The following is a 16,800-nucleotide window of genomic DNA, read 5'->3' on the forward strand; positions in this document are numbered from 1 at the left end:
CATGAGCGAACGGCTGCAGGACATCGAGCTGAGGTTGCTGCTGGAAGGCATCTTCCTGAGATACAGCCACGACTTCCGCAATTACTCCAAGGCCTCGCTCAAGCGGCGGGTGCTGCAGGCGCTGACGCGCTTCGACTGCCCGAGCATCTCAACGCTGCAGGAGCGGGTCCTGCGCGATCCGGCGCTGTTCGCCGAGCTGCTGCAGTTCATCACCATCCCGGTGAGCGAGATGTTTCGCGACCCGGGCTACTTCCTCGCCCTGCGTCAGCAGGTGGTGCCGGTGCTGCGTACCTATCCCTCGCTCAAGGTGTGGATCGCCGGCTGCAGCACCGGCGAGGAAGTCTTCTCCATGGCCATCCTGTTCCAGGAAGAGGGGCTGCTCGACCGCACGCTCTTCTATGCCACCGACATCAATCCGCGCTCCATGGAAAAGGCTCGCCAGGGCATCTTTCCGCTGGAGCGGATGCGCGCCTACACCGCCAGCTACCAGAAGGCCGGCGGTACCCGCGCCTTTTCCGACTATTACACCGCGGCCTACGACGGCGCCCTGTTCGACAAGTCGCTGATCGCCAACGTGACCTTCGCCGACCACAGCCTGGCCACCGACAGCGTCTTTTCCGAGACCCAGCTGGTGTCCTGCCGCAACGTGCTCATCTACTTCAACAAGAATCTGCAGAATCGGGCGCTCGGCCTGTTTCACGAGTCCCTGAGTCATCGCGGCTTTCTCGGCCTGGGCAGCAAGGAGTCGCTGGACTTCTCCGCCTATGCCGGTCACTTCGAGCCGGTGGTGAAGCAGGAACGGCTGTTCCGCAGGCTCTAGCATGTTCCCGCCCCGCAAACCCTTGCGCCTCATCGTCATCGGAGCCTCGGCCGGCGGGCTGCAGGTGCTGCTGCGTCTGCTCTCGCCCCTGCCGGCCAGTTTTCGCCTGCCGCTGGCGGTGGTGCTGCACCTGCCGGACGACCGCAATTCGCGCCTGGCCGAGCTGTTCCAGGCGCGGCTCGCCCTGCAGGTGCGTGAAGCCGAGGACAAGGACGCTATACTGCCGGGCACCCTGTATTTCGCGCCGCCGGGTTATCACCTGCTGGTGGAGGACGACTTCACCCTGTCGCTGTCACGCGATGAGCCGGTGCAGTTTTCCCGGCCGTCCATCGATGTCTTGTTCGAAAGCGCGGCCGATGCCCTGGGCGAGCAGGTCTGCGGCGTCCTGCTCACCGGTGCCAACCACGACGGCGCCAGCGGCCTGCATGCCCTGGCTCAGAACGGCGCGGTGACCGTCGTCCAGTCGCCGCAATCGGCCGAGGTGCCGACCATGCCCGAGGCGGCGTTGAAGAGATTCCACCCGGATTTCGTGCTGGATGTGCCGGGCATCCATCTATTGCTCACCGAGCTGGAACGCGACCATGGCTGATGTACCCGTCGAACAGGCGAAGATCCTGCTCGTAGACGACCTGCCGGAGAATCTCCTGGCACTGGAAGCCCTGCTGCGCAGCGAGGCGCTGGAGATCTTCCAGGCCACCTCCGCCGAAGCCGCGTTGGAGCTCCTGCTGATGCACGAATTCGCCCTGGCGATCCTCGATGTGCAGATGCCGGGCATGAACGGCTTCGAACTGGCGGAAATGATGCGCGGCCTGGAAAAGACCCGGCACATTCCCATCGTCTTCGTCAGCGCCGCCGGTCGCGATCTCAACTATGCCTTCAAGGGCTACGAGAGCGGTGCGGTGGACTTCCTGCACAAGCCCCTCGACGTCCATGCGGTCAAGAGCAAGACCCGGGTCTTCGTCGACCTCTACTGGCACCGCAAGCGCCTGGCCGAGCAACTGGTGGCCCTGGAACAGAGTCGCCAGGAGCAGGAGATCCTGCTGGCCGAGCTGCGCCAGACCCAGGTGGAGCTGCAGCAGGCGGTGCGTACCCGGGACGACTTCATGTCCATGGTTTCCCATGAACTCAAGACCCCGCTCAACACCCTGATGCTCGAAGCCCAGCTGCGCCGTATGTACCTGGACAAGGGCAAACTGGAAGCCTTCACCCCCGACAAGCTGGCGGGCATGGCCGAGCGCGACGAGCGGCAGATCCAGCGTCTGGTGCACCTGATCGACGACATGCTCGACATCTCACGCATCCGCACCGGCAAGCTGTCCATCCGTCCCACGCAGTGCGATCTCGCCGCCCTGGTCAACACCGTGGTGGACAGCTTCGCCTCGCAATTCGCCGCCGCCGGCTGTCCGGTGGAGCTGCACGCCGAAGGCCCGGCGCCCGGCTTCTGGGACGAGTTCCGCATCGAGCAGGTGATCACCAACCTGCTGACCAACGCCATGAGATACGGCGCCGGCCGGCCGGTGGAAATCTCCCTGCGCAGCGATGGGGCCGAGGTGGAACTCAGCGTCAAGGACCATGGCATCGGCATCCCGGTGGAGCATCAGGCGCTGATCTTCCGCCAGTTCGAGCGCGCCAGCGGTACCGAGAACATCGCCGGCCTGGGTCTGGGGCTCTATATCGCCGACCAGATCGTCAAGGCGCACCGCGGCAGCCTGCACGTGGAAAGCATCGCCGGACAGGGCGCGACGTTCCGGCTAAGGCTGCCCTGCCTGTCCGCTTAGGTAGCATTGACAGGACTCCAGACGCTCGCGAGAATCGTGAAAAGAGGTGGGATGTCGTACCTCTTGCCAGATAACTCCATAAGAAGGCGCCCAGTCATGTCCGAAGTTTCCTCGTCTCGTTTCCATCGACTCCTGCTCACCGGCGCCGCCGGCGGCCTGGGCAAGGAGCTGCGCCAGCGGCTCAAGCCCCATGCCGAGATCCTGCGCCTGTCCGATATCGCGCCGATGGATGCGGCCCAGGGGTCAGCGGAAGAGGTGGTCACCTGCGACCTGGCGGACAAGGCCGGCGTCCATGCCCTGGTGGACGGCGTCGATGCCATCCTGCACTTTGGCGGCATCTCCACCGAGCACGCCTTCGAGCCCATCCTCGAAGCCAACATCCGCGGCACCTTCAACCTCTATGAGGCCGCACGGCGCCACGGGGTGAAGCGCATCGTCTTCGCCAGCTCCAACCATGTCATCGGCTTCTACCGCCAGGACCAGCGCATCGACGCCAGCGTGCCCCAACGTCCAGACAGCTACTACGGCCTGTCCAAAGCCTTTGGCGAAGACCTGGCGACGTTCTATTTCGATCGCTATGGCATCGAGACGGTGAGCATCCGCATCGGCTCCTCCTTCCCCGAGGCGCAGAACCGCCGCATGCTCGCCACCTGGCTGAGCTACGAAGACCTGACCGACCTCATCCTGCGCAGCCTGACCACCCCGGACGTCGGTCACACCATCGTCTATGGCGCCTCCGACAACCGCGACAGCTGGTGGGATAATCGCCTGGCCGCGCACCTGGGCTTCCAGCCCAAGGACAACTCCGAGCAATTCCGCGCCAAGGTCGAAGCCCAGCCCATGCCGGCGGCGGACGATCCGTCGATGGTCTACCAGGGTGGTGCCTTCGTCGCCACCGGCCCCTTCGACGACTGAGGGTGCCCGTCATGACCGCTGAACTACTGGTTGATGCCCGCAACGCCACCGGCGAGTGCCCGGTGTGGCACGTCGCCGAACAGGCGCTCTACTGGGTCGATATTCCTGCCAAACGTCTGCACCGCTGGACCCCGGCGGGTACCCTGGACAGCTGGAGCGCACCGGAGATGCTCGCCTGCATTGCCGCCCGCGAGGGCGGTGGCTGGCTCGCCGGTCTGGAAAGCGGCCTCTTCGCGCTGCAGACCGAAGCCTCCGGCCAATTACGCGGCGAGCGCCTGGTCGCCCTCGACCATGCCCAGCCGGCCATGAGATGCAACGACGGTCGCTGCGATCGCCAGGGCCGTTTCCTGGTGGGCACTATGGTGCAGGACATGGCCCAGGGCGCGACCGCTGGGCGCCTCTACAGCCATACCGCAGGAGAGGGTGCCCGATTGCTGCTGGACGATCTCATCGTCCCCAACGGCCTGGCCCTGAGTCCCGATGGCCGCACCCTCTACCTGTCCGACTCCCATCCCAGCCGTCAGCTGATCTGGGCCTTCGATTACGATCCCGACACGGGCACGCCAGGCAATCGGCGACTGTTCGTCGACATGAACGCCCATCCCGGCCGGCCCGACGGCGCCGCGGTGGATGTGGACGGCTGCTACTGGATCTGCGGCAACGATGCCGGCCTGATCCATCGCTTCACCCCGGACGGTCGCCTGGATCGCTCCCTGGCCGTGCCGGTCAAGAAGCCGGCCATGTGCGCCTTTGGCGGGCGCAACCTGGACACCCTGTTCGTCACCTCCATCCGCCCGGGCGGGGATCTCGCCGACCAGCCCCTGGCCGGCGGGCTGTTCGCCCTGGATCCCGGGGTGCAGGGTTTGCCCGAGCCCACCTTCGCGGGCTGAGCGGCAGTCGAACTCAGCTGCAGCAGGACTCCTGGCGGGAGGAGTCCTGGCTCGCCCGCTGACCGGCGCCTGATAGTCCCAGGACACCAGTTGTCATGCTTTTGTCATGAGTGGCGGCAGGGGTTGAGTCCGGGCGGCTTATAATCAAGACCTACCCGCCGCAAATCGCCGCCATGACCCCTTCACCCGCGCTCCGCCCCACCGCCCGTTACTACGGCCTGGAATGGCTGAGATTCCTCATGGCGCTGTACATGGTCGTCTATCACCTGGGCGGGCTCTACAGCGATCTGCCGGATGCCTTCCGCCGCCTGGCCGGCATGGGCTTCTTCGCCACCAGCACCTTCTTCCTGCTCTCCGGCTTTCTGCTGGCCCACGTCAGCCTGGATCGCCAGGGCGCGCTCAAGGGCAGCTCCCGCGGCTTCGTTCTGCGGCGACTGTGCAACCTCTATCCCATCCACCTGCTCACCCTGCTGGTGGCGCTAGGGCTGTCCTACTGGCTGTCCCAGGATTCCTGGTTGGAACACGGGGTACCGGTTTACTACAACCAGCATCCCTATCTGCAGCTGGAGGAGGGCGGCGCGCTGGACGAAATGCTGCCGCTGACCTGGCTGGCCGCTACCACCCATGTGCTCCTGCAGCTGCTCCTGCTGCAATCCTGGGAGCCGCGCTTTCTCTGGCTCAACGGTGCCGCCTGGTCGATCTCGGCGCTGCTGTTCTTCTACCTGCTGTTTCCGCTGCTGGGTCCGCGGCTGATGCGCTTGCGTCGCTGGGCCCTGGCTGCCGTCGTGCTCTGGGGGCTCTATCTGCTCGGTCCGCTGGTGGCCACCTGGGCCCAGGCCTTCGATACCGTCACCGTGGGCGTCATCCACCGCAATCCGCTGATCCGCCTGCCGGAGTTCCTGCTTGGCATCCTGCTCTATCGCGCCGTGCAGGAGCCCTGGGTGGCCGAGACAACCCAGCGCCTACGCCTGCCGCTGCTGCTGTTCGGCCTGACCGGCCTGTGGCTGGGCGCCCTGCTGCTGGAAGGCGATGGCCGCCGATGGTTCTACCTGGTCCACAATGGCCTGCTCACGCCCTTCCAGGCCGCCGTGCTGCTGGCCTGCGCCACCTTCGGTGAGCCCGGCCGCGCCGGCGTGCGCCGCCTGGCCCAGCGCCTCGGTGAGGCTTCGCTGTGCATCTTCGCCGTCCATACCCCGCTGATCGGCGTGCTCGAACCCTGGACCCGCACCCTGCTGGGCTGGATGCACCTGGCCGGCGACAGCCTGGAAGACCTGGCCGAAGACGTCGGTGAGGTGCTGGCGCTGCCCATCCCCATTCCCGGCTGGATGCTGCCGCTGCACCTGGTGCTCATAGTCCTGCTCGGCCTGGCCATGCAGCGCTGGGTGGCCGGCCCGCTAAGGCGTTGGTTGCAGGCGCGGCTGCCCCAGTCTTAAGCAGGTCTTAAGCCAGCCCAGCTAGCCTCGCCGCAGGAATCCGCAGCGGAGCTGAGCCTTGTCCAGCGAATACGAAGTCCACGGCCCCCACGACCACGAAGTGGAACGCGCCGCCCACGGCGAACATCGTCGCGACAGCCTCACCGGCCGCATCGCCGTCACCACCGCCATCCTGGCGACGCTAGGCGCGCTCTGCGCCTATCAGGGCGGCAACGCCGAGAGCCTGGCGCTCTACTACAAGAACGAAGAAGCCATCGCCAAGACCGAAGCCGCCAACCAGTGGGGCTACTACCAGGCCAAGGGCGAAAAACAGAACCTCGCCGACTTGGGCGCCGCGCTCGCGACCAACCCCGACACCGCACAACGCTTCACCCAGGACAGCCAACGCTATGCCCAGCAAAAGGCCGAGATCCGCATCAAGGCCGAAGCCCTGGAGGCCAAGGTCGACGCCAACGAAGCCCTGAGCGAAACCCAACTCCACCGCCACCACCGCTGGGCCCAGGCCACCATGCTCATGCAGGTCGCCATTTCCCTGGCCGCCATCACCTTGCTGACGCGGCGGCGGTGGCTGCAGGCGGCGGTGTACGGGGTGGCGGGGGTTGGGGTGGTGTTTGGGGGGGTGGCGCTACTGCATTTGTAATCTGTAGGCCTTGAAACCTAGCTCAAGGCTAAATTTAGGATCGCCTGATATATGCGAGCCCAAAGGCTGTGAGTTGCTTTTTACATTGCAGGCTGTGGGATAAATAATGACGAGCTCAAATTTAATCTCAGTTGTGTATTGTTCTCGCAAGGGTTTGATATTTCCTCCATTTGGGCTTTAAGCTTAATCAATAATGTTCTGTAATAATATTATTGATTAAATATGAATGCCTGTTTTTATTTCAAGATTATTGTTTTTATTAATTTAGTGCTTTCTCAATTTTTTCCTTTAGGCTTGTGGCAATTTCAAATCCTGCTGGAATCGTAAATCTATCTAATAATTTATCATCCTTTTTTCTTTTTTGAATTACAGCTTTTAATGCCTTGTGCAGCGTTTTTCCTAATACCGCGCCTGCCGTTCCTTCGATGTTTTTCCAAAGATGGTCTGAGCATGCCCCGCCACCATTCTCGTATAAGGTGCGAATAATCAGTTTGCGCTTTTCATAAAATATCTTCTTCGAAGAGTTGCAGTTTTGGGTCGCTTCTGAAATCCATCCTTTTGCCTCGATTTCAGTAATTCCATACAGGGACTGAATATAGTCTGGTTGGCAAAAATAAGCCTCGACATCTACATGATCTGTGATCCATGTGTGTACGCGTTTTGCCTGATAACGCGAGCTCCAGCGCTCGCAGTCATCTGAAGTCATAAAGTCTCTATCTCGATGGATTAGAGCGCTAACTCCAAAATCATTATCCTCAACAAAGCCTTCTAGCATTTTATTACGGGGTAGGTTTTCAATTCCAAAGCAGCGGCAGATCGCGGTTTGTTTGTACAGGCTGGGCCATTGTTTTAGGATGGCTCTAATAGCTGCTGCATCTTCATCTTCAACAAAAAAAAGTATTTTCTTATCCAAACCTCCCCATCCTAGCAAAATCTTTACTGTCTCATCGTCTTGGTCTATGATTTTTCCATCTTTTACCCAAGCCAGCTTAGTGTTGGAAGATGCCGCCCTGGCTATATGAGGGCTGTGCGTAGTCAGTATCGACTGTACTCCAAACTCAGCAACCGCAAACTCCAATGCCTCAATCAATCGTTCCTGTTTGTCAGGGTGTAAGTGTGCATCAGGTTCATCGATTAAAACTAATTTGGGGCGAAACAAGATTATGTAAGAAAATATTTGAATGACTTGAAGGACGCCAGTTGCAGCGCTTTCTAGTGGTAACTTTTCCCCTCCGATTCGGCTGTCTTTAAATGTCGCCTGTATATGAAAATCTTCTCGCTCATCAAAGGCAGTTTCAATCCACACATCAGGGTGTACCATTTGAACAAATTGGTTCAGTTGCGATATTCGCTGCATTGCAGGAGCAATGCTTTCTTCTAGGGGCTGTTTATTGTATATATTGTAAAGAATGTTTCTAAGCACGCTTCCTGCGTCGCCGCTAGCTGCCTGCCGTCGAAGTAACGGCTTGACCAGTATTGTTTCTTTCTCAGATAGTCCGGCTAGTCCAGGAATATATGCCGTTATCAATTCTAATCTTTGTTTGAACGGCGTTACTGCTCCTCCCCCTTCAATATTTACAGAAATACCACTTCGGTTCCTCGCTGCCCAGATTTTAACGTGCGCAGATGAAATAGTCCCAGCGTCATCTTCAGTGTGATTAAAGACCACTGAGGTGGGTTGACTTCCTCTATCTGACGAGAGCTCCTTTTTGTGTGCTGTTCGGAGCGGTTCGCTTGAGGGTGAGTAGTCTAGTCTATCAAAAGAAACAACTTCAGATTGTTTTTTTGGTTCAATGTAACTTGCAGCTCTTGCTGCCCAATGTATGGCTTGGAGTATAGATGATTTTCCTGAGCCGTTAGGCCCTACTAGTATAGTTACATCCGCTAGGTCTAACTCGATTTCTTCTATTGCTTTAAAATTGCTTACTTCAATCGATTTTATTTTTGACCATCGAATTTCTTTTTTAGGAGCAGCGATTTCCGTATTTGAAAGGGACTGTTGTGCCTCTGTCTCTTGGATAATAATCGGGTTTTCATTCGGATCTATACGTTTAATAAAGGTCTTTTTCTTTCTTACCTCTACCGTTATGGTTTTATTTGAAGCTGTCTTATGTCTTTTGGTATTTTTGCCGATGTAACTTGTTTCTTGACTGGATGCTTTTAGGTGGTTAAGAAGTTTTAATTTATCTTCATCCGTTAGGATGTCTGATTCAGATTGCTTATCGATACCTGCAGCACGAAGCTGCTCTATTAACCTGGCGACAGGTGTATTAACAACTTGTGCTAATTGAGAGACTGTTATTCCTTGCAATTATCTTGCTCGCTTTATTTTGGCGGTGATCGAGGTATTTATGTATTCTGATTGATTTCTAGTTGATGGCTCTGGTGTAATACTATAAGCCTGCATTTGCAAAATTTTAGTGATTTTAGGGTTTACTAAATTAAAGGTTTTTTGATCATAATAATATAAGGCTCGTATGCTTGTCGTCAGTTTGATAGGCAAAGGACTATGTCGGAGTAGATTTTGAAATTTGGACCTCTTCTTGTATAACTTCTGCGTCCACTGCGCCTGACGTGCACTGTCAAAGATCCAACCACTTTTTCCGCGAAGATGTCGTAGCGCGACAGAAAGACATGATCGATCTGGGTGGTGCCATCCGGCGTAGGCAGGGTGACATTGTGCAGACGGCGATAGGTCTGTTTGTCGAGCTGCCAATGGGCAAAAAAGCGTACCAGCAGCTCACCCAGATACCCTTTCACCCAGGGTGACTTGAGCAGGCCGATGGCGAAGGCTAGGGGTAGCAGCCAGAACAGCGTCGGCGCGAAGGGCGCCAGAAGGGAGAAGTCCATTTCCCAAGTCCTGCAGGTGACAACACGAACTGTAAGACTAGTGCAGGCAGGGGAGGGGTATGGGACCGTTCGGTAGGGATTCGCGACCGACTTTCGGAAAAGCCCAAATCCCAGGCATGAAAAAGCCGCGCAACGCGCGGCTCCTGAAAGCTGGTGGGCCCACACGGACTCGAACCGTGGACCAAAGGATTATGAGTCCTCTGCTCTAACCGACTGAGCTATAGGCCCTATAGCGCGGAAGAGTATACCGGGGTGGGGAGGGATCGCCAAACCCTTGTCGGGCATAAAAAAACCGGAGCCTGGGCTCCGGTTTCTGGTGCAGCGCTGGCGCCTTACTCGTCGAGGAAGGAGCGCAGGTGTTCGCTGCGGGAAGGGTGGCGCAGCTTGCGCAGGGCCTTGGCTTCGATCTGGCGGATACGCTCGCGGGTGACGTCGAACTGCTTGCCCACTTCTTCGAGGGTGTGGTCGGTGTTCATGTCGATGCCGAAGCGCATGCGCAGGACCTTGGCTTCACGAGCGGTGAGGCCGGAGAGCACGTCGCGGGTGGCTTCCTTGAGGCTTTCGCTGGTGGCCACTTCGATCGGGGACTGCATGGTGCTGTCCTCGATGAAATCGCCCAGGTGCGAATCCTCGTCGTCGCCGATGGGCGTCTCCATGGAGATCGGTTCCTTGGCGATCTTGAGCACCTTGCGGATCTTGTCCTCGGGCATCTCCATGCGCTCGCCCAGCTCTTCCGGGGTCGGCTCGCGGCCCATCTCCTGCAGCATCTGGCGGGAGATCCGGTTCAGCTTGTTGATCGTCTCGATCATGTGCACCGGAATCCGGATGGTACGTGCCTGGTCGGCGATGGAGCGGGTGATAGCCTGGCGAATCCACCAGGTGGCATAGGTGGAGAACTTGTAGCCACGGCGGTATTCGAACTTGTCCACCGCCTTCATCAGGCCGATGTTGCCTTCCTGGATCAGATCGAGGAATTGCAGGCCGCGGTTGGTGTACTTCTTGGCGATGGAGATCACCAGACGCAGGTTCGCCTCGACCATTTCCTTCTTGGCACGGCGAGCCTTGGCCTCGCCGATGGACATGGCGCGGTTGATGTCCTTGATCTGCGAGACCTTCAGCTCGTAATCGCGCTCCAGCTCGGCGAGCTGGGCCTGCTTGGCCTGGATGTCGGCCTGGAAGCGCTCGAGACCTTCGGCGTACTTGGGCTTGCCCTTGAGCAGGCCGGCGGTCCACTCGGTGTTGGTCTCGTTGCCGGGGAAGTGGCGCAGGAAGTCGGCACGCGGCATGCGCGCATCGCGCACAGCCAGCTGCATGATGGCGCGCTCGAGGCCACGCACGCGCTCCAGGGACTCGCGCACGCGGGTCACCAGGGCTTCGTACTGCTTGGGCACCAGCTTGATCGGCGAGAACAGCAGCGCCAGGGCGACGAATTCTTCCACGGCGTGATCGTTATCGCGGCCGTGCTTCTTCAGTGTCTTCTTGGTCTTTTCCAGCTGCTCGGCGACCGCGCCGAAACGCAGGCGAGCTTCTTCCGGATCCGGACCGCCGTCGCCTTCTTCCTCGTCGGCGTCGTCGCTTTCTTCCTCTTCGTCCTTCTCGTCGTCCACGGCCTTGGCATCGGTGGCCTTGTTCGGGACGGGCAGCTCATTGCTCTCATTGGGCAGGGTGCCGTCGTCGGGGTCGATGTAGCCGGCGAGGACGTCGGACAGGCGACCGCCTTCGGTGGTGACGCGGGTGTATTCGCTGAGGATGTAGTCGACGGTGCCCGGGAACTGGGCGATGGCGCCCATGACTTCGCGGATGCCTTCCTCGATGCGCTTGGCGATCTCGATCTCGCCTTCGCGGGTCAGCAGTTCCACGGTACCCATTTCACGCATGTACATGCGCACCGGGTCGGTGGTGCGGCCGACATCGCTCTCCACCGCGGCCAGGGCGGCGGCGGCTTCTTCGGCGGCGGCTTCGTCGGTATCCGTTTCGGCCAGCAGCAGGGCATCGGCGTCCGGCGCGGTCTCGAATACGTTGATCCCCATGTCATTGATCATGCGGATGATGTCTTCCACCTGTTCCGGATCTGAAATATCCTCCGGTAGGTGGTCATTGACCTCCGCGTAAGTCAGGTAACCCTGCTCACGACCGCGGGCGATCAATTCTTTCAGACGGGATTGCTGTTGCGCTTTTCCGGACATAGGTACCCTTCCACTGAAGGCTTAGGCGGGCAAAAATAGCTGAACATTATAGCCGGTTAGACGGTGGTCGTGCCAGTTAGGTCACGGACCCCGCCGGACGGCTGAGGAGTTCGCGTAGGCGGTCCTTGTCTTCGGAGCTCAGTTCGCTCTGTCGCGCCTTGCGTAGGAGTTGCTCCAGCGAGCGATCACGCTGGCTGGCGGCTAACCTCGTTATGGTGTCGAAAAACTGTTGTTCAAGGTTGTCACCGGCAATCAGCCATTCTTTTTCCGCCAGGGCGCGCAACAGGCGTCCCTGTTCGGTGCCGTGCCAGCGGGCGATGAGCGCCAGGGTGCTTTGCCCCGGCTTCTTCTGCAGCGCCTCGACCAGGGCGACCAGCAACTGGGCGTACTGATCGCTTTCCTCGGCTAGGTCGCGGGCGTCCTGCACTGCCTGGGCCAGGGTGGGGTGGTGCAGCAGGCTGCGTAGCGCGGCCAGCACCGGCGTTTCCACCTTGACCGGTGGCTGGCGCGGGATGCGTTCGCCGCCGCCCTTGCCGTTGAAATCCTTTTTCCAGCCCTTGCCGTCACGCCCGCCCTTGCCTTCACGGCGGGGCGTCCACTGCTGCTGCACCGGGGCTTCCTCGGTATGGGCGTAGGCGTAGTCGCCATAGTCCATGGGCGGGGCATCCTGCGGCGGGGCGGCGGGCGCCAGCTGGCTCAGGGCGTCGTTGCCGAGGCCGGTGAGTTCGCTCAGGCGCTGGCGCATCAGCAGGCGCAGGTTGTTGCCGGGAATCTTCTCGATCAGCGGCGCCGCCAGGGTGGCCAGGTGCGCCTTGCCTTCCAGGGTGGCCGGATCCGCCTCGATCATCAGTTGCTGGAAGAAGTATTCGGCCAGCGGCTGGGCCTGCTGGACGAAGCGCGCCTGGAAGGCATCCGCGCCCTCGGCGCGCACCAGGGTATCCGGGTCTTCGCCTTCGGGCAGGAACAGGAAGCGCACCCGGAAGCCATCCTTGAGCACCGGTAGCGCCGATTCCAGGGCGCGCCAGGCGGCGCTGCGGCCGGCCTGGTCGCCGTCGAAGCAGAACAGGATGCTCGGCACGATCCGGAACAGTCGCTTGATGTGCTCTTCGCTGGTGGCGGTGCCCAGGGTGGCCACGGCATTGCGGATGCCTTGCTGGGCCAGGGCGATGACGTCCATGTAGCCTTCCACGACCAGGATCTCTTCCAGGTCGCGGTTGTGCTTGCGCGCCTCGAACAGCCCGTAGAGTTCCTGGCCCTTGTGGAACACCGGGGTTTCCGGCGAGTTGAGGTACTTGGGCTTGTCGTCGCCCAGCACCCGACCGCCAAAGGCGATGACCCGGCCGCGGCTGTCGCGGATGGGGAAGATCACCCGGTCGCGAAAACGATCGTAGCGTTTGCCGCTCTCGGCGTTTTCCACCAGCAGGCCGGCGTCGAGCATGGCCTTCTGCTGCAGATCGTCGCCGCCCAGGTGCTTGCCCAGGTTGTCCCAGCCCGGCGGGGCGAAGCCCAGGCCAAAATCGCGGGCGATCTCGCCGGTGAGGCCGCGCTTCTTCAGGTAGTCCACTGCCGCCTGGCGCTTGGGGTGGTTGCGCAGTGCCAGGCGATAGTATTCGGCGGCGGCGGCCAGCAGCGGGTAGAGCGGGGAGTCGGTGGGTTGCCGCGGCTTGCGCCGACCGCCGCTCTCTTCGCGCGGCACGTCCACGCCGGCCTTCTTGGCCAGCTCCTCGACCGCCTCGGGAAATTCGAGGTTGTCGTGGTCCATGATGAAGCCTAGGGCGTTGCCGCCGGCGCCGCAGCCGAAGCAGTAGTAGAATTGCTTGTCGGGGCTGACGCTGAAGGAGGGCGTCTTCTCGTTGTGGAAGGGGCAGCAGGCCATCCAGTTCTTACCGGCCTTCTTGAGCTTCACCCGCGCGCCCACCACCTCGACGATGTCGGTGCGATTGAGCAGGTCGTCGATGAAGCCTTGCGGGATGAGTCCGGCCATGGTCAGCGTCTGGATAGAAGGGCGAAGAGCGGAGGGTGGGGCAGGCCAAATGGCCAGAAGGAGAGTCTAGCGCCAGCGGACGCCAGGGTGAAACGGGAAGGCTAGAAACAGACAACCCGACCAGAGGTCGGGTTGTTTGATGACGCCAGAGAAGCGCTGTAACTCAGTACAGGCGCTCGCGACGGCGCTGCTCGCGCTGTACTTTCTTGGCGTGGCGCTTGACCGCGGCGGCAGCTTTACGCTTGCGCTCGGCGGTGGGCTTTTCGTAGAACTCGCGGCTACGAACTTCGGCCAGTACACCGGCCTTCTCGCAGGAACGCTTGAAACGACGCAGCGCTACGTCGAAGGGTTCGTTTTCTTTGACTTTGACGTTGGGCATCCAGGTCGTACCTTCAAATTTACCGAGGTTTAATCCAACGCTAGCGGCAAAAGGGCACGGGAAGCGTCGGTTTTTAAGGGTTGCGGATAGTAACGCTTCAACTGCCCCGCTGCCAAGCCCCAGCGGACGAAAAGCGCTGGCCGGTGCTGGAAGCGGCGCTTATCATGCGCAGCCTGACATCTTATACCCTCGAAGGCTTATCTCCATGCGTGTTCTGGGACTGGAAACGTCCTGCGATGAAACCGGCGTCGCCCTCTACGACAGCGAGCGCGGCCTGCTGGCCGATGCGCTGTTCAGCCAGATCGATCTGCACCGCGTCTACGGTGGCGTGGTGCCGGAGCTGGCCTCGCGCGATCACGTCAAGCGCATGCTGCCGCTGATCCGCGAAGTGCTGGAAGAGGCGGGCAGCCGTCCCGCTGACGTGGACGCCATCGCCTATACCGCCGGCCCCGGCCTGGTCGGCGCCCTGCTGGTGGGTGCGGCCTGCGCCCAGGCGCTGGCGCTGGCCTGGGGCGTGCCTGCCCTGGGCGTCCATCATATGGAAGGGCATCTGCTGGCGCCCATGCTCGAAGAGCAGCCGCCGCAGTTTCCCTTCGTCGCCCTGCTGGTCTCCGGTGGCCATACCCAGCTGGTACAGGTCGATGGCATCGGCCGCTATACGGTGCTGGGCGAATCCCTGGACGATGCCGCCGGCGAGGCCTTCGACAAGACCGCCAAGTTGCTGGGCCTGAGCTATCCGGGGGGACCGGAGATCGCCCGCCTGGCCGAGCGTGGGGTGGCGGGACGCTTCGTCTTTCCGCGGCCCATGACCGATCGGCCCGGTCTGGAATTCAGCTTCAGCGGTCTCAAGACCTTTACCCTCACCACCTGGCAGCGCTGCAAGGCCGCCGGTGACGACAGTGAGCAGACCCGTTGCGACATCGCCCTGGCCTTCCAGACGGCGGTGGTCGAGACCCTGGCGATCAAGTGCAAGCGCGCGCTGAAGCAGGCCGGACTCAAGTCGCTGGTGATCGCCGGTGGTGTCAGCGCCAACCGCGCCTTGCGCGAGAACCTGGAGCAGATGCTTAGCGAACTAGGCGGCCACGTCTTCTATGCGCGGCCGCGCTTCTGCACCGACAACGGCGCCATGATCGCCTATGCCGGTTGCCAGCGGCTGCTGGCCGGCCAGCAGGAAGGTCCGGCCATTGCCGTGAAGGCACGCTGGCCCATGGAGCAGTTGGCGGCGCTCTGAGACGGGCGGAGGGCGTCGCCGGGTAATCCCCGTGCGGCGCCGGGATCAAAAATGACGCTCGGTCCCCTGGCGCAGCGCGCGCAGATTGTGTCTGTGGCGAATCAGGATGAGCAGGGCGAGCAGCAGCATCGGTGCCAGCAGGCCCGGGCGCTGCCAGGCGAACAGGGGCAGGATGCCGAGCACCGCGACCAGGGACGCCAGGGAGGCGATCCTCAGGCGGGCGAACACCCCGGCCCAGAGCGCCAGGCCCAGCAGGGCCGCGGGTGGATAGAGACCCAGCAGCAGACCAGCCGCGGTGGCGACGCCCTTGCCACCGCGGAAGTGGAAATACAGCGGATAGAGATGGCCGACCACGGCGGCCAGCCCGACCCAGGCCTGCTGCAGGGGCGCAAGGCCCAGTTGGTGGGCGATGAGCACGGGAATCAGACTCTTGCTCAGGTCGCCGGCGAGGGTCAGCAGCGCCAGCTTGCGTCCGGCCAGGCGCAGCATGTTGCTGGCGCCGGGATTGCCGGAGCCGTCGTGACGCGGATCACGGGTGCCGAACAGGCGACTGAGCAGCACGGCGAAGGACAGCGAGCCCAGCAGGTAGGCCAGCAGGAGCAGCAGCCAGAACATGGTAGGGTTCCGCGCCAGGAGAAGGCTCGATTCTACCGACAGCCCGCCGCCCGACGATAGGCCGGCGGTGACGATCACACAGAGCACGCTAAAGGTGCGAGGCAAAGGCAGTGGACAAGGTTTTCATCGAGGGGCTCGAGGTCGACACCGTGATAGGGGTGTACGACTGGGAGCGTGACATCCGCCAGTGCCTGCGCATCGATCTCACCATGGGCTGGGATATCCGCGCGGCTGCCGCGAACGACGAACTCGAACACACCCTGAACTATGCGGCGGTGGCCGAGCGCATCACCGCCTTTGCCCACGAGACCGCCTTCGAACTGGTCGAGACCTTCGCCGAGCGTCTGGCCGCCTTGCTGCAGGCGGAATTCAAGCTGCCCTGGCTGCGCCTGCGCATCACCAAGCCCGGCGCGGTGCCGACCGCCCGTGGCGTGGGCGTGGAGATCGAGCGGGGGCAGGCGTGACCCGGGTCTATCTGGGGTTGGGCAGCAACATCCAGCGCGAGCAGCATCTGGGCATGGCTCTGGACGAACTCGCGACGCTGCTGACCGACCTGCAGTGCTCACCGGTGTTCGAAAGCGAGGCAGTGGGTATCCGCAGCGCGCCTTTCTTTAACCTGGTGGTGGCGGGTGACACCGAGCTCGATCCCGCGACCCTGAGTCAGAGACTCAAGGCTATCGAAACCCGCAGCGGTCGCTATGCGCCGGATCGCCAGGGCCTGCCGCTGGATATCGACATCCTGCTGCATGGCGACCTGAGCGGCGAGTTCGATGGCCTGACCCTGCCGCGCGCCGAGATCCTGCGCAACGCCTTCGTGCTCTGGCCGCTGGCCTTGCTGGCCGGTGAGCGGCAGCACCCGGACAATGGTCGGAGCTTTGACGAGCTGTGGCAGGAGATGCGCGACCAGACCACCCAGGTGCTGCGGCCGGTCTCCTTTAGCTGGAAGGGTATGGCGTTGACGCCGGCAGCGTTGCTTGGCATCAAGCTGGCGTAACGCGGCGGTCGTTGGGCTTCGCTGCGCTCAGCGCCAACCTACGGGGGCCCGGCTTGCGCTTGGCCTTCCTCTCCCTGACGTAGGT

15 protein-coding genes, 1 tRNA gene and 1 pseudogene are annotated in these 16,800 nt (G+C 61.4%); 10 read left to right on the forward strand and 7 right to left on the reverse strand.

The window, feature by feature from the left end; translation table 11 throughout:
• Nucleotide 1: 1 nt before the first annotated feature.
• From V6W80_RS01740 to V6W80_RS01770, 7 genes are all read left to right on the forward strand, one after another.
• Nucleotides 2-820 (forward strand): CheR family methyltransferase, encoded by an 819-nt coding sequence (locus V6W80_RS01740; protein ID WP_017639538.1) that lies wholly within the window; start codon nt 2-4, stop codon nt 818-820.
• 1 nt (nt 821) lies between these two features.
• Complete coding sequence (locus tag V6W80_RS01745; RefSeq protein ID WP_257704718.1) at nt 822-1,409, forward strand: chemotaxis protein CheB; 588 nt, start codon at nt 822-824, stop codon at nt 1,407-1,409.
• Nucleotides 1,402-2,598 carry a hybrid sensor histidine kinase/response regulator gene (locus V6W80_RS01750; protein ID WP_160924183.1) on the forward strand — a complete coding sequence of 399 codons (1,197 nt, stop codon included), beginning with the start codon at nt 1,402-1,404 and terminating at the stop codon, nt 2,596-2,598. The genes V6W80_RS01745 and V6W80_RS01750 overlap by 8 nt, the downstream gene beginning before the upstream one ends.
• Before the next feature lie 96 nt (nt 2,599-2,694).
• The gene (locus V6W80_RS01755) at nt 2,695-3,513 is read left to right on the forward strand and encodes an NAD-dependent epimerase/dehydratase family protein (protein WP_338545715.1); all 819 of its coding nucleotides are present in this window, start codon (nt 2,695-2,697) and stop codon (nt 3,511-3,513) included.
• 11 nt (nt 3,514-3,524) lie between these two features.
• Complete coding sequence (locus V6W80_RS01760) at nt 3,525-4,403, forward strand: SMP-30/gluconolactonase/LRE family protein (RefSeq protein WP_338545716.1); 879 nt, start codon at nt 3,525-3,527, stop codon at nt 4,401-4,403.
• Between the two features lie 173 nt (nt 4,404-4,576).
• On the forward strand, nt 4,577-5,836 hold the full coding sequence (locus V6W80_RS01765; protein WP_338545717.1) for an acyltransferase family protein: 1,260 nt from the start codon (nt 4,577-4,579) through the stop codon (nt 5,834-5,836).
• Between the two features lie 58 nt (nt 5,837-5,894).
• Complete coding sequence (locus tag V6W80_RS01770; protein ID WP_338545718.1) at nt 5,895-6,476, forward strand: DUF4337 domain-containing protein; 582 nt, start codon at nt 5,895-5,897, stop codon at nt 6,474-6,476.
• A gap of 259 nt (nt 6,477-6,735) precedes the next feature.
• On the opposite strand, the gene V6W80_RS01775 is transcribed toward V6W80_RS01770, so the two are convergent.
• From V6W80_RS01775 to rpsU, 6 genes and pseudogenes are all read right to left on the reverse strand, one after another.
• Nucleotides 6,736-8,787: a translation initiation factor IF-2 N-terminal domain-containing protein gene (locus V6W80_RS01775; RefSeq protein WP_338545719.1), complete on the reverse strand. Its 2,052-nt coding sequence runs from the start codon at nt 8,785-8,787 to the stop codon at nt 6,736-6,738.
• A gap of 195 nt (nt 8,788-8,982) precedes the next feature.
• Nucleotides 8,983-9,326 (reverse strand): annotated as a pseudogene (locus V6W80_RS01780) (nuclease-related domain-containing protein); the annotation flags it as partial.
• Nucleotides 9,327-9,477: 151 nt separating this feature from the next.
• Nucleotides 9,478-9,554, reverse strand: a tRNA-Ile gene (locus V6W80_RS01785).
• Between the two features lie 104 nt (nt 9,555-9,658).
• Nucleotides 9,659-11,512, reverse strand: a complete 1,854-nt coding sequence (gene rpoD, locus V6W80_RS01790; protein ID WP_064306814.1) for an RNA polymerase sigma factor RpoD — start codon at nt 11,510-11,512, stop codon at nt 9,659-9,661.
• A gap of 76 nt (nt 11,513-11,588) precedes the next feature.
• A complete protein-coding gene (gene dnaG / locus V6W80_RS01795; protein WP_338545720.1) occupies nt 11,589-13,496 on the reverse strand; it encodes a DNA primase in 1,908 nt (635 codons plus the stop codon).
• A 163-nt stretch (nt 13,497-13,659) separates the two neighbouring features.
• A complete protein-coding gene (rpsU, locus tag V6W80_RS01800; RefSeq protein WP_007159750.1) occupies nt 13,660-13,875 on the reverse strand; it encodes a 30S ribosomal protein S21 in 216 nt (71 codons plus the stop codon).
• Between the two features lie 205 nt (nt 13,876-14,080).
• Here rpsU and tsaD point away from each other — a divergent pair, with 205 nt between their 5' ends.
• Complete coding sequence (tsaD, locus tag V6W80_RS01805) at nt 14,081-15,106, forward strand: tRNA (adenosine(37)-N6)-threonylcarbamoyltransferase complex transferase subunit TsaD (RefSeq protein ID WP_338545721.1); 1,026 nt, start codon at nt 14,081-14,083, stop codon at nt 15,104-15,106.
• Nucleotides 15,107-15,151: 45 nt separating this feature from the next.
• On the opposite strand, the gene plsY is transcribed toward tsaD, so the two are convergent.
• On the reverse strand, nt 15,152-15,721 hold the full coding sequence (plsY, locus tag V6W80_RS01810; protein ID WP_338545722.1) for a glycerol-3-phosphate 1-O-acyltransferase PlsY: 570 nt from the start codon (nt 15,719-15,721) through the stop codon (nt 15,152-15,154).
• Nucleotides 15,722-15,831: 110 nt separating this feature from the next.
• On the opposite strand from plsY, the gene folB reads away from it, so the two are divergent.
• Both folB and folK read left to right on the forward strand, forming a co-directional pair.
• Nucleotides 15,832-16,185 carry a dihydroneopterin aldolase gene (gene folB / locus V6W80_RS01815; protein WP_007159747.1) on the forward strand — a complete coding sequence of 118 codons (354 nt, stop codon included), beginning with the start codon at nt 15,832-15,834 and terminating at the stop codon, nt 16,183-16,185.
• Nucleotides 16,182-16,715, forward strand: a complete 534-nt coding sequence (folK, locus tag V6W80_RS01820) for a 2-amino-4-hydroxy-6-hydroxymethyldihydropteridine diphosphokinase (protein ID WP_338545723.1) — start codon at nt 16,182-16,184, stop codon at nt 16,713-16,715. The genes folB and folK overlap by 4 nt, the downstream gene beginning before the upstream one ends.
• Nucleotides 16,716-16,800: the final 85 nt, after the last annotated feature.

It is taken from the genome of Pseudomonas benzopyrenica (genome assembly GCF_036884265.1).
GTDB classification, from domain to species: domain Bacteria; phylum Pseudomonadota; class Gammaproteobacteria; order Pseudomonadales; family Pseudomonadaceae; genus Chryseomonas; species Chryseomonas benzopyrenica.

Bases quoted from the DNA above. Each gene is read 5' to 3' on its own strand.
- V6W80_RS01740 (WP_017639538.1), top strand. From the start codon at position 2: ATGAGCGAACGGCTGCAGGACATCGAGCTGAGGTTGCTGCTGGAAGGC.
- V6W80_RS01745 (WP_257704718.1), top strand. From the start codon at position 822: ATGTTCCCGCCCCGCAAACCCTTGCGCCTCATCGTCATCGGAGCCTCG.
- V6W80_RS01750 (WP_160924183.1), top strand. From the start codon at position 1,402: ATGGCTGATGTACCCGTCGAACAGGCGAAGATCCTGCTCGTAGACGAC.
- V6W80_RS01755 (WP_338545715.1), top strand. From the start codon at position 2,695: ATGTCCGAAGTTTCCTCGTCTCGTTTCCATCGACTCCTGCTCACCGGC.
- V6W80_RS01760 (WP_338545716.1), top strand. From the start codon at position 3,525: ATGACCGCTGAACTACTGGTTGATGCCCGCAACGCCACCGGCGAGTGC.
- V6W80_RS01765 (WP_338545717.1), top strand. From the start codon at position 4,577: ATGACCCCTTCACCCGCGCTCCGCCCCACCGCCCGTTACTACGGCCTG.
- rpoD (WP_064306814.1), bottom strand. From the start codon at position 11,512: ATGTCCGGAAAAGCGCAACAGCAATCCCGTCTGAAAGAATTGATCGCC.
- dnaG (WP_338545720.1), bottom strand. From the start codon at position 13,496: ATGGCCGGACTCATCCCGCAAGGCTTCATCGACGACCTGCTCAATCGC.
- rpsU (WP_007159750.1), bottom strand. From the start codon at position 13,875: ATGCCCAACGTCAAAGTCAAAGAAAACGAACCCTTCGACGTAGCGCTG.
- tsaD (WP_338545721.1), top strand. From the start codon at position 14,081: ATGCGTGTTCTGGGACTGGAAACGTCCTGCGATGAAACCGGCGTCGCC.
- plsY (WP_338545722.1), bottom strand. From the start codon at position 15,721: ATGTTCTGGCTGCTGCTCCTGCTGGCCTACCTGCTGGGCTCGCTGTCC.